10 protein-coding genes are annotated in these 11,410 nt (G+C 69.1%); 3 read left to right on the plus strand and 7 right to left on the minus strand.

Annotated elements, in window-relative coordinates; genetic code table 11:
• Positions 1–16 precede the first annotated feature (16 nt).
• Positions 17–445 (plus strand): DUF6188 family protein, encoded by a 429-nt coding sequence (locus U0R18_RS13915; RefSeq protein ID WP_526369233.1) that lies wholly within the window; start codon positions 17–19, stop codon positions 443–445.
• Here U0R18_RS13915 and U0R18_RS13920 read toward each other — a convergent pair.
• From U0R18_RS13920 to U0R18_RS13940, 5 genes are read right to left on the minus strand one after another with little or no spacing between them, the layout of a single operon-like run.
• Complete coding sequence (locus U0R18_RS13920) at positions 424–1,326, minus strand: MerR family transcriptional regulator (RefSeq protein WP_526369235.1); 903 nt, start codon at positions 1,324–1,326, stop codon at positions 424–426. The two genes, U0R18_RS13915 and U0R18_RS13920, sit on opposite strands and share 22 nt — an antisense overlap.
• Before the next feature lie 10 nt (positions 1,327–1,336).
• A complete protein-coding gene (locus tag U0R18_RS13925) occupies positions 1,337–2,836 on the minus strand; it encodes a flavin-containing monooxygenase (protein WP_526369237.1) in 1,500 nt (499 codons plus the stop codon).
• Between the two features lie 3 nt (positions 2,837–2,839).
• The gene (locus U0R18_RS13930) at positions 2,840–3,763 is read right to left on the minus strand and encodes a ferritin-like domain-containing protein (RefSeq protein WP_526369239.1); all 924 of its coding nucleotides are present in this window, start codon (positions 3,761–3,763) and stop codon (positions 2,840–2,842) included.
• Positions 3,764–3,773: 10 nt separating this feature from the next.
• Positions 3,774–4,616, minus strand: coding sequence for an SDR family NAD(P)-dependent oxidoreductase (locus U0R18_RS13935; RefSeq protein ID WP_526369241.1), 843 nt, complete (start codon positions 4,614–4,616; stop codon positions 3,774–3,776).
• Positions 4,604–5,590 carry an alpha/beta hydrolase gene (locus U0R18_RS13940; RefSeq protein ID WP_526369243.1) on the minus strand — a complete coding sequence of 329 codons (987 nt, stop codon included), beginning with the start codon at positions 5,588–5,590 and terminating at the stop codon, positions 4,604–4,606. The genes U0R18_RS13935 and U0R18_RS13940 overlap by 13 nt, the downstream gene beginning before the upstream one ends.
• Positions 5,591–5,732: 142 nt before the next feature.
• Between U0R18_RS13940 and imuA' the strand changes: the two genes are divergently transcribed.
• Together imuA' and U0R18_RS13950 are read left to right on the plus strand one after the other, a co-directional pair.
• Positions 5,733–6,392 carry a DnaE2-dependent mutagenesis accessory factor ImuA' gene (gene imuA' / locus U0R18_RS13945; protein WP_526369547.1) on the plus strand — a complete coding sequence of 220 codons (660 nt, stop codon included), beginning with the start codon at positions 5,733–5,735 and terminating at the stop codon, positions 6,390–6,392.
• Complete coding sequence (locus U0R18_RS13950) at positions 6,392–7,966, plus strand: DNA polymerase Y family protein (protein WP_526369245.1); 1,575 nt, start codon at positions 6,392–6,394, stop codon at positions 7,964–7,966. The genes imuA' and U0R18_RS13950 overlap by 1 nt, the downstream gene beginning before the upstream one ends.
• Before the next feature lie 154 nt (positions 7,967–8,120).
• Here U0R18_RS13950 and U0R18_RS13955 read toward each other — a convergent pair whose 3' ends face one another.
• Complete coding sequence (locus U0R18_RS13955) at positions 8,121–9,191, minus strand: nucleoside hydrolase (RefSeq protein WP_526369247.1); 1,071 nt, start codon at positions 9,189–9,191, stop codon at positions 8,121–8,123.
• On the minus strand, positions 9,188–11,401 hold the full coding sequence (locus tag U0R18_RS13960; RefSeq protein ID WP_526369249.1) for a molybdopterin-containing oxidoreductase family protein: 2,214 nt from the start codon (positions 11,399–11,401) through the stop codon (positions 9,188–9,190). The genes U0R18_RS13955 and U0R18_RS13960 overlap by 4 nt, the downstream gene beginning before the upstream one ends.
• Positions 11,402–11,410 lie beyond the last annotated feature (9 nt).

An 11,410-nucleotide genomic window follows, 5' to 3' on the forward strand; every position in this document is an offset into this window, starting at 1 on the left:
GGCGAGGGGAGACGCCATGTTGACCCAGTGGATCGAGAATTGTTCTGTCCAGCGCATCGGACTGCGCGACGGCCTGGTCATCGACCTGGACGATTACAACGAAGTGGTGATCACCCGCCCGTTACGGCTCACCCTGCCCCCGACCGGGGCGTTTCCGGCCGAGGACGTCGTCATCGACCCGCTCCACGTGCCGGAGTACCAGCGTCCCCTGCTCGACTTCTCCGGTGCGCGATGCACCCACGCCGTCGTCGAGGACGACGGAACCCTGCAGCTGGATTTCGCCGGCGGCCATCACATCGAGGTCCGGCCCGACCAGCACCACGCCGCGTGGGAGCTCTTCGGCAAGCGGCACGGCTTCATGGCCTGCCTGCCCGGTGGCCGGGTCCGGGTGATCCGCCACGACATCGAGGTCGACGACGACGATCAGGATTCCGGGTCGATGTAGTCGGCCAGCATTCTGCTGACCAGGGATTCGATGGTCGACTCGATCGAGCCCGCCAGCGTCGCGGTCACGGCGGCCACCGCCTGGGTACGGAACCGGACCAGCATGGTGATCAGCTCGGCCACCTCGGTGTCATCCGGCAGCGATTCGCCGGGTTTGATGATCTCGCGGACCCGCGCCAGGCCGGCCTGCACCAGGATGTCGCTGATCGCGTCGACGTGGGGGACCACCGCGTTGTTGATGTCGACCAGGGTGTCGATGGACAGGCCGTAGCCGCGGATCTCGTTGAACGCCTCGATCAGCTTGGGGCGCAGGATGACCACGGTGTCGGGCTCTTCGCCGGGACGGATCAGCTCGGCCTGTTCGAGTCGCGCGAACCCGGTGTCGTCGCCGATCAGCTCGCGGGCCGCGGCGGTGGACAGGGTCATGGGCTTCTCCGCCGCCCAGGTTCCGATGATGGCCGATTCCAGGCCGAGCACGTCACCGAGATCCTTGCCCTGCTCCCACGCGCCGAGCATCTCCTGCACGTGTGCGATGTTGTACCCGCGGTTGAGCATCGAGGTGACCAGCCGCAGCCGGGTCAGATGGGTGTCGTTGTACAGCGCGATGCGGCCCACCCGCAGCGGCGGGTGCAGCAGCCCCCGATCGCGGTACACCCGGACATTGCGGGTGGTGGTGCCGGCCAGCCGGGCCAGATCGTCGATGCGGTACTCACCGGAGTCCTTCTCCGACCCCGGCCGCACGGCGGCGTCGAACAGCTGCGACACCGCGTTGTCGATGAAGCCCCGGGATTGCCGGCTCACCCTGGCGGGTGCCCGGCGCAGCCCGGCCAGGATCGCTCCCACCGCACCGTTCGGTGGTCGGGATTGGTTGCCGGGACTCACTTCTGGTCTCCTAGGCTCCTTGTGAGGCGGTGGCCAGCACCGGCTTTCGCTGGACCTGCCCGACCATCTCGTAGTCCGACCGCCGGAAGTCCCGCATCTGTCGAAGATACTGGGTCGCGAACCCGGGGTACATGGAGGCGTTGAAGCCGTCGGCGGTCAGGTACCAGCTCGAGCAGCCCGACATCCAGGTGGTCCTGCGCAGCCGCCGCTGCAGGTTGTCGTTGTAGCGGCGCTGCACGTCGGCCCGGACGTCGAGGGTGCGCAGGTTCTCGCGCAGGATCGTGGTGATGCCCGTGACCGCGTAGTCCAGCTGTCCCTCGACGTAGACGAGCAACGAGTTGTGCCCCGGTCCCGAATTCGGCCCGCTCATCAGGAACAGGTTGGGATAGCCGTGCACGCTGGCGCTCTTGTAGGCCTGCGCGTGGCCGGACCATTCGTCCTGCAGGGATCGCCCACCGATGCCGGTGATCGGGAACGGCGGCCCGGACAGGTGCACGTCGTAGCCGGTGGCGAAGACGATCGCGTCGAAGTGGTGCTCGACGCCGTCGCTGGTCCGGATGCCGGCCGGGCTCATCGTGGCGATCGGCCAGTCGATCAGCTTGCAGTTGTCCTGCTGCAGGGCCGGGTAGTAGTCGCTGGACACCAGCATGCGTTTGCAGCCGGGGGTGAAGTTCGGCGTCAGTTGGCGGCGCAGCCAGGGGTCGGCCACCTGCCGGCGCAGGTGTGCCTTTCCCAGCCGGGCGACCAGCGACGACAGCGGGGTGTTCCATACCAGCGCGGTGGCGCTGGCCTCATGGCCCCAGAACAAGGCTTGGCGCGCAACATCTTGGGCGGCGGGAACTTTCGCGAACAGGCCCTGCACGGCAGCGGGCATCTCGACATCCAGCCGCGGCAGCACCCAGCCCGGGGTGCGCTGGAACACTTTGACGAATGCGGCGGTCTTGACGAGTTCCGGCACGATCTGGACGGCGCTGGCGCCGGTGCCGATGACCCCGACGCGCTTGCCGGTGAAGTCGTAGTCGTGGTCCCATCCGGCGCTGTGGATCTTGTGGCCCTGGTAGCTCTCGATGCCGCGGATGTCGGGGAACTTGTGGTCCGCCAGCGGGCCGGCGGCCATCACCACGGTGCGGGCCTGGAATTTCTTGCGGCCCTTGATGTTCACCGTCCACACACCGGCGTCCTCGTCAAAGCTCAGCCCGGTGACCGTGGTGCGGAACCGGATTCGCGGACGCAGGCCGAAGGTGTCGACCATTTCCTCGATGTGGGTACAGATCTCGGCCCCGGATGGGTAGGCCCGCGACCAGGACGGGTTCTTGACGAACGAGTACGAGTACAGCAGCGACGGGATGTCGCAGGCCACGCCGGGATAGGTGTTGTCCCGCCAGGTGCCGCCGACCCGGTCGCTGCGCTCGAGGATGACGATGTCGTCGACGCCGGCCTCGGTGAGCTTGATGGCCGCGCCCAGTCCGGTGAACCCGGCGCCGATGATCAGGGTGTCGTGAACGGTCATGGGTCAGGCCGCCGGCTCGTGGGTGAGTTCCTTGAACCAGGACGGGATCGGCCGCAGGAGTGCCCTGGGGTAGCGGTCGGAGGCCCACACCATCGGATTGGCCAGCCAGTGGTAGGGATTGGCGGGGTTGATCACCATGCGCGCGTGCAGTTTCAGGACCTGGTAGGTGGGCACGCGCTTGCCCCGGCCACGGTCCCCGAGCGTCTTGTACCGCTTCATCGCGTTGTAGAGCTTCTCCGGCTGCAGGCCCATGTCGACGATGTTGTTGCGCATCCGGTTGAGCAGGGGGATGTACATGATGGCACCGATGATCACGCCCGGGGTGGCGACGTTGCCGACGAACTGGACGGCCAGCTTGCGGAGATCGGCATGGCCGATCATGTCCAGTACGGCGAAATCGACGGCGAGGTGCCGCGATTCGTCGTTGTTGATCTTCTCGAACACCTGATGGCACACCGGATCGTGGACCTCTTCGAGCAGGAACTTCAGCAGCGCGCCGTCGAGTGCGACCTCGAGCATCGGGATCACCGTGCCGAGGATCGACAGGGACATGTCGTCGGCGTAGGTGTCCAGCCAGTCGATGGCCAGCCGGATGTTGACGTTCGGTTCGGGCATCTCGCCGTCGTCGAGCATGCCCCACCGCTTCATCAGTGCCAGTTCGGCATTGGCGTGGCGCTGCTCCTCGGCGTGGAAGTACCGGTAGATCTCGGCGATGGTCGGCGTGGGTGCCTTCTTGGCCATGGCCGCGAATCCGCGCGCGCCGACGTTCTCGATCCAGCACAGGTCGGCCATGAAGGCCTTCAGCTTGGGCCGCATCTCGTCGGTGATGGTCTCGGCACCGGGTGCGTCCCAGTCGATGTCGGCCAGCGCCCACTGCCGGTCCTTGATCTTGGCCAGCATGTTGTCCATGTCGATCTGTGCAGCCATGGCTATCTCCTCACTGGTTGACGACACTGCCGAGCCGCGACACCAGGCCGATGCTGCGGGTGAAGGTCTGTGGTGCGAATCGTTTGATGCCCCAACCGATCCGGGCTTCGATCTGCGGCATGCAGTACAGCCCGCCGCGATCGAGGGTGTCCAGGCATGTCCGGGCCACCCGGTCGGCGGAGATGCCGGTCCAGCGCATCAGCTGGTCGGCCAGCGCGGTGGATTCGTCGGTGATGCGGCCGCCCTCGACGATGTTGGTCTTGACGAACGTCGGGCACAGGGCGGTGACGTGGATCGGGGTCCCGGACAGTTCGGCGGTCAGTGTTTCGGTCAGGGACAAGGTGGCCGCCTTGCTGACGTTGTAGGCGGCCATCGTCGGCGCCGCCCCGAAGGAGGCGGCCGAGGCCACGTTGATGATGCCGGCCGGTGCGCCCGCCTCGCGCAGGATGGGGGTGAAGACATGGCAGCCGTGGATGGGTCCCCACAGGTTGACGCCCAGGGTCCACCGCCAGTCGTCGAGCGGGATCTCACCGATGAGCTGCCCCCCGGCGCCGACGCCGGCATTGTTGATCACCAGGGTGGGTGCCCCGCCGAACCACGACTGTGATTGTGCGGCAAGACTTTCCATATCATCGATCAGGGAGACGTCGCAGTGCACTGCAGTGGCGGTGCCACCCGCATCGGTGATCTCGGTGGCGACGCGCTTGGCGGCCACGGAATCGATGTCGCTGCACACCACCCGGCTGCCGCGCTTGCTCAGTTCCTTGGCGAATGCGGCACCGATCCCACTGCCCGCGCCGGTGACGACGGCGTCGGCGTGGTGGCTGCGTCTGGGTCCGTTCAGCGGCCACATGTTGCACGCTTCGTGGTGCCGGTCGGCAGTGCCGCGCAGAGGAATTGGGCTGCGGCCCGGATGGCCGGGGTGGCCTCGGGCGACAGTTTCGGCAGCGCCTGGAACACATGTACCTGATCGGGCCAGATCTGCAGTTCGCAGTGCGCGCCGGAGGCGCGGATCCGGTCGGCGAGCAGCTCGGCATCCGCGGCCAGCATCTCGGCGCCGCCGGCCTGGATCAGGGTGGGCGGGAAGGTCCGGCCCGCGGCGATATCGTGCGTCAGCCTTGGGTGGCTGGGATCGATGTCGCTGCAGTACAACTGGACCAGCCGGGCGGCGTGGGCGGCGCGGATGGCGGGGTCCGCCCGGTGTTTCTCTCGGCCGCGGGCGGCCTGCAGGGTCATGTCCACCAGCGGGGAGAACAGGCACAGCGCCGCCGGGTGGGGCTGATTCCCGTGCACCAGCAGGTCGGCCGCCAGGTGCCCGCCCGCGGAATCGGCCGCGATGGCCATTCGATCCGGCCGGAAACCCTGCTGCTGCAACCATTCCCAGCCGGCGTGGGCGTCGTCGGCGGCGGTGGGGAAGCGGTGCCGCGGGGCCAGTCGGTAGTCCAGGCAGAACACCGGCAGGGCGGTGTGCGCGGACAGCCAGGCGGTGAGGCGGCGATGGGTGCGTGGGGAACACATCGCATATCCGCTGCCGTGCAGGAAATAGATTGCGGCGTCGGCGTTGTGGGGTTCCGGAGCATGGGGCGCGCGGACCCACTCGCCGACGATCCGGCGGCCGTCGGGCAGTCGCTCGTCGACGTGCTGGACGGGGATGCTCGGCAATGGGGGGCCGAAGGTGTCCATGATCGTGCTGACGATCCGCCGTGAGGTCCACAGGCCCCAGGCCTGCTCGGGTGGCAGCACCGCGGAGATCTGCCGCAGGGTCAGGTGGCTGATGGCGGCTGCGGTGCGGGATCGGACCGAACCGCGCGATGTGACTGCGCTCACGCCGATCAGTACAACGCCGAATAGTGACATTTGTCAATGGCTGTATTGGGTCCGCTTGAAATTGTCGGGGGCCGGGTGTTTACTGCCGATATCGAACAAAGTTTCGAACAATGATCCGGCCGGGAGGTGGGCGATGGCAACTATGGCTACGGCGACGGCGCGTGCAGGGCTTCGGGAAAGTCGCTCTGAACAGCTGGAACAGCTTCGCCGGCAGATCGCCGCCGTCCCATCCCGGGTGGGTGTCTCCCGACGGTCGCCGATTGCCGAGAGCGCGCCGATTCCCTGCTCGGAAAGTTTGCTGCTCACGCCGGATTCGCTGGGTGGTCTGCTGCCCGCGGGGTTGCCGAAGGGTGCCGTTGGGGTGCTGACCGGCGCCCGGTCGCTGGCGTTGAGCATCGCCGCGGCCGTCACCTCGGCCGGGGGATACGTCGCGATCGTGGGTCAGCCGGGCCTCGGACTCCTGGCGGCCACGGAGATGGGAGCCGACCTGGATCGCGTGGCGGTGGTCCCCGATCCGGGGGCCGATCCGGTGGAGGTGGCGGCCGTGCTGACCGACGGGATGGACCTGGTGGTGCTGGGACTGCGGGGGCGCGCGGTGCCGCCCAGTCGGGCCCGGGCGGTGACGGCCCGTGCCCGGCAGCGGGGATGCACCCTGCTCGTCGCCGATGGGGCCTGGCCCGGCGCGGCCATCCGGCTGGACGCCCGGGTGTGCGGATATGAGGTGTCGGGTGCGCCGGGTTTCGGGCGGATCAGCCGGGTGCGGTTGTCGACGCGGGCCCGGGGCCGGGCCGAGGTGGGCTGATGTCCGGACGGGTGCTGGCGCTGTGGTGCATGGACTGGCCGGCGGTGGCCGCGGCGGCCGCGACGGGGTTGCCGGCCACGGCGCCGGTGGCCGTCACGGTGGCCAACCGGGTGATTGCCTGCTCGGCCGGAGCGCGCGCGGACGGTGTCAGGCGCGGCCTGCGGCGTCGGGAGTCCCAGGCCCGCTCCCCACGGTTGCACGTCGTGCCCGCCGATCCGGGTCGGGATGCCCGGTATTTCGAGGGAGTGGTGGCCGCCGTCGACGATCTGGTCCCGCGCGCCGAGGTCCTGCGCCCCGGGCTGCTGGTGCTCTCGGTGTCGGGTGCGGCCCGCTACTTCGGGTCCGAACATGCGGTGGCCGAGCGGCTGATCGATGCGGTGGCCGCCGCCGGCGCCGAATGTCAGATCGGTATCGCCGAACAGCTGTCCACCGCTGTCCTGGCGTCCCGGGCCGGGCGCATCGTCGATACCGCGGACGCGGAATTCCTGGCGCCGTTGTCCATCCGGGAGCTCTCGGCCGAGCCCAGTCTGTCGGCATCGGGCCGCGACGAGCTGGTCGATCTGTTGTGGCGGTTGGGGATTCGTACCATCGGCGCGTTCGCGGCGTTGTCCCGCGCCGATGTCACCTCCCGGTTCGGCCCCGATGCGATGCTGGCCCACCGGATCGCCCGTGCCGAGTCGATGCGCGGGCCGTCGGGTCGGGAGCTGCCTCCGGAGCTGGGTGTGTTGATGCAGTGCGACCCGCCGGTCGATCGGATCGACGCGGCGGCGTTCGCCGGTCGTTCGATGGCCGCCGAACTGCACCGCAACCTGGAGTCGGCCGCCGCCGGTTGCACCCGGCTGGCCATTCACGCCGTCACCGTCGAGGGTTCCGAACTGGTCCGGGTCTGGCGCTGCGCCGAGCCACTGACCGAGGACGCCACCGCCGACCGGATCCGGTGGCAGCTGGACGGCTGGCTGAACCGGCGCCACTCCGGCGACCGTCCCACCGGACCCATCGCGACCTTGCGGCTGGAACCCGTCGAGGTGATTTCCGCCGAGGCGCTGCAGCTCCCGTTGTGGGGCGCGGGTGATGAGGCGCGGGTGCGGGCCCGCCGGGCCCTGGTCCGGGTGCAGGGGCTACTCGGGCCGGAGGCGGTCCAGGTGCCGGTGCTCAGCGGCGGGCGCAGCCCGGCCGAGCGGGTCACCTTCGCCGCGCTCGGTGACGAACCGGTGCCGCGGGCCGACCCCGGTGGTCCGTGGCCGGGCCGGCTGCCCGAACCCGCGCCGGCGGTGCTCGCCGACGACCCGGTGGAACTGCTCGACGCCACCGGCGATCCGGTGCGGGTCACCGGGCGTGGCCTGTTCTCCGCCGAGCCTGCCCAGTTGACCGGGCGCTACCACGGGGAGCTGCGCTGGTGGGCCGGGCCGTGGCCGGTCGACGAATGGTGGTGGGATCACCGGCGCGAGGGCGCCGGGCGGGCGGCTCGTGCCCAGGTACTCATCGAGAACCGCACTGCGGCAAATGATTCCAGGCTCGGACTGCTGCTGTGCTATCGGCAGCGGCAATGGCACGTGGAGGGGGTCTATGAGTAGGCGTTGTTGTATCCATACCTGTCCCTGAATGACCAGGATGACGAATCGGCATTCGCCCGCGGGGTCGCAGCGGCCAGAACTGCCGTACATGCAGCAGGTGGGCCGCCCCGGGCTGGGAGACGATCACCCTGAAGCCGACACAGGGCGATCTCGCTCAGAATCTTCGCGCGTAGCGGCCGACCCGGTCGATGAACCGGTCGAAGAACACCGTGGGGTCGGTCTCGGTGCCGATCAGCGCATTGGGCCGGCGGCCCCAGTGACCCGACCAGTCGGCCACGGTCATGCCGCGGGTCAGCGCGCCGACGAGTTCGACGTCCACCGTGGTTGCCCGGGTCCGGACCAGGCCGGGGTCCAGAGCGGCGGCGGCGGCCAGCGGATCGTGCAGATGGGCGAGATAGCCCTCGCCCTGGTCGTGATGGAACTCGAAGTAGAACCGCATCGCGTCCTCGAGGGTGCCGATCAGCGGGTTGGTCGCCGGTGACCGGGTGCCGCGGGTGTCGGTCACGCTCATCTCGGGCGTGCGCGCGCCGGCCGCCGCCGCCAGCCGGGCCAGGATGGCCGGGGTCATGGCGATGTGCTCGGTCAGGTTGAGCCCCAACACGATCGGCAGATGGTCGGGGTCCTGCTCACCCCAGGCCGCGCCCCATGCGGCGAACACCTCGGCCGCGGACTCGGGGTCCACGCTGATGTTCCACTCGGCCACCGGCGTGGTGTTGCCGCGGTAGTCGAACGCGCCACCCATGATGACCAGGCGGCGCAACAGCCGGGGCAGCGCGGGTTCGGCACGCAACGCCAGCGCCAGGTTGGTCAGCGGGCCGGTCGCCAGACCGATCAGCGCGCCGGGGTGGTCGTGGGCGGCCCGGATCCAGGCCTGCGCGGCGTCGTACTCGGTGAGCCGGCGATCCGACGGCGGCAGTTCGGCGTAGCCCAGGCCGGCCGGGCCGTGGGTGTCCTCGGCGGTGCGCATCGGACAGGCCAGCGGTTCGGCGGCACCCCGTGACACCGGGATGTCCGGTGCGCCGCACAGCCGGAGCAGACCCAGGTTGTTGACACACACCTGGTCCACCGCGACGTTGCCTCCGGTCGAGGCGATCCCGACCAGATCGGCCTCGGGACTGGCCAGCAGGTACACCAGCGCCATCGCATCGTCGACACCGGTGTCCACGTCGGCGAACACCGGCAGTGCCGTCCGGGCCGGATCCGAACCGGTTGCCGCAGAGGTCATTCGGCAGACCCTACCCGCCCGGTCTGGTCGAGCTTGGTGATGCCGACCCAGGCCGAACTCAATACCGAGGTCTGCGACAAGGGGTCGACCTCGGCGCCGACCAGCAGATTGCGGTTGACCCCGTAGGACTGTGGCAGGCCGCCGCCGCGCGGATCGAACACCCGCGATCCCCACCCGTGGTCGATGATGAGCAGACCGGGGCGCGGCCGGTCACTGATAACCGCATCCAATTCGACGGCCCCGACGGTGGAGAACACCCGGACCCGATCCCCATCGGCGATGCCCGTCGTCGCCGCATCCGTCGGATGGATGAGCACCTCGGTGGACCGGCCCTTCGGGTGCAGGCCGGGCAGTTCGTTGAGCCAGGAGTTCATGGAATGCCGGCGTCGCCGGTTGCCGAGGTGGAACGGCTGTCCCGGCGGCGGGACGGGCGGCGGATCGGCCAGCAGCTCGCGGGCCCGGGCAACGAACTCGGCCGGGGCCGCGTGCACAGTGCCGTCGTCGGTCCGCAGGGCCGCGCGCAGGTGCCCGTACTCCCGGGGACCCAGCACCAGCCCGTGCGGATTGTCCCGCAGATCGCGCCATTTCACCCTGCGCCCGTTGACCTTCCGGGATGTCACCAAGAGCAGCCGGTCCAGCCAGCGCGGGGTGAACTCGATCTGTGTTCGACCGGTCAGCCTTGCCAGTCGCCGGGTCACTCCGATGAATCCGTTCACCCCGCGCACACCGAACAATGGGCGGCGCATGGCGATCGCCAGGTCGGTGAAGATCCGCCATTCCTCGCGTACTCCCGACGGGGGCTCTACCGCCCGCGCACCGTACTGGATGAACGGCTCGTCGTGCATGCCGCTGGTGAAAGCCAGCAGATCGTCGCGCTCGAGCCAGTGCGCGGCTGGGAGCAGCCAGTGCGCATGCCGGTGACTCTCGCGCTGCACGAAATCGATGGCGACCAGGAGGTCGAGTTGGGCAAGTGCCGCATCGAGTTTCGCGCCGTCCGGGCCGGAGATCACCGGGTTGCCGGAGTTGATCATCAGGGCGCGAATCTGACCACGGCCGGGTGTGGTGATCTCGTCGGGCAACTCCGCCAGCGCGTGCGCGCCGGCCACAGCCGGCCGGCCGGCCAGCCGGCTGGTGTGTTCCTCGGTAGCGGCCAGATCGGCGAGTCGCAGCGTGTCGACGTACCCGGGCTCGAACCGGCGACCGCCGGGCGCGTCCATCCGGCCGGTGATCAGGTTGAGTACCTGACCGAGCCACTCGGCGACGGTGCCGCCCGCATGCAGCGACACGCCCGTTCGCGTGATCGCCATCGCCGTTCTGGCCGACGCGAAATCCCTTGCCACTTCTTCGATCTGCGTTCTGGTAAGGTCGCAGCGAGCGCTGAGGTCATTCAGATCCGCGGTGGCCACCAGCTGGCGCAGCGAATCGACGCCGGTGGCCAGATCGGCGCAGGCGCCGGCGCACTCGAGGCCCTCATCGAGAATGACCTTCACCAGACCCAGCAGCAGGGCCCAGTCCTGGCCGGGGCGCACCGACAGGTGCACGTCGGCCTTGTCGGCGGATTCGGTGCGGACCGGGTCGACCACCACGATCCGGGCGCCCTGCTGCTGGCGGGCCAGTGCCCGGCGCCAGCCGCCCGGTGCGGTCTCGAGCCAATTCCACGCGCTCACCGCCGGATTGGCCCCGACGATCAGGAAATAGTCGCAACGATCGATGTCGGACACCAGCATCAGGAGCGGGGAGCCGAACATTGCCTCGGCCACCACATGCACGGCGTTCTGGTCCACCGAACCGACGGCGTAGCGGTTGTGTGTGCCGACGGCGTCCAGCCACGCGTTGAAGAAGACCAGGTTCGACGACGAGTACCCGGCCGGATTTCCGTAGTAGGCGCCGACGGCATCTGGTCCACCGGCGTCGATGACCGCGTTGCAGCGCGCCGCGATGTCGGCGAGGGCGTCGTCCCAGCTCGCCTCGACGTAGCGGAAACCCGTTTCGTCGTCGACCCGGTGCATGGGCGCCAGGATGCGTCGCGGATGGTCGACCACCTCACCGGCGGTGCGTCCCTTGGCGCAGAAGTCGTGCCAGCCGTGCGGATTCTGCTTGTCCGGCGAGATCCGGACCACCCGGTTGTCCTGCACGGTGACCTCGAGGCCGCACGAGGCCAGGCAATATCTGCAGAAGGTGTAGACGGGGTCATCGGCGAGCGAACCCATGGAAAAGGT

This window comes from Mycobacterium sp. (assembly GCF_046330795.1).
Lineage (GTDB): Bacteria > Actinomycetota > Actinomycetes > Mycobacteriales > Mycobacteriaceae > Mycobacterium.

What these genes read in the sequence shown, in the direction of transcription:
- U0R18_RS13915 (WP_526369233.1), top strand. Translation starts at nt 17, where the DNA reads ATGTTGACCCAGTGGATCGAGAATTGTTCTGTCCAGCGCATCGGACTG.
- U0R18_RS13925 (WP_526369237.1), bottom strand. Translation starts at nt 2,836, where the DNA reads ATGACCGTTCACGACACCCTGATCATCGGCGCCGGGTTCACCGGACTG.
- U0R18_RS13930 (WP_526369239.1), bottom strand. Translation starts at nt 3,763, where the DNA reads ATGGCTGCACAGATCGACATGGACAACATGCTGGCCAAGATCAAGGAC.
- U0R18_RS13935 (WP_526369241.1), bottom strand. Translation starts at nt 4,616, where the DNA reads ATGTGGCCGCTGAACGGACCCAGACGCAGCCACCACGCCGACGCCGTC.
- imuA' (WP_526369547.1), top strand. Translation starts at nt 5,733, where the DNA reads ATGGCTACGGCGACGGCGCGTGCAGGGCTTCGGGAAAGTCGCTCTGAA.
- U0R18_RS13950 (WP_526369245.1), top strand. Translation starts at nt 6,392, where the DNA reads ATGTCCGGACGGGTGCTGGCGCTGTGGTGCATGGACTGGCCGGCGGTG.
- U0R18_RS13955 (WP_526369247.1), bottom strand. Translation starts at nt 9,191, where the DNA reads ATGACCTCTGCGGCAACCGGTTCGGATCCGGCCCGGACGGCACTGCCG.
- U0R18_RS13960 (WP_526369249.1), bottom strand. Translation starts at nt 11,401, where the DNA reads ATGGGTTCGCTCGCCGATGACCCCGTCTACACCTTCTGCAGATATTGC.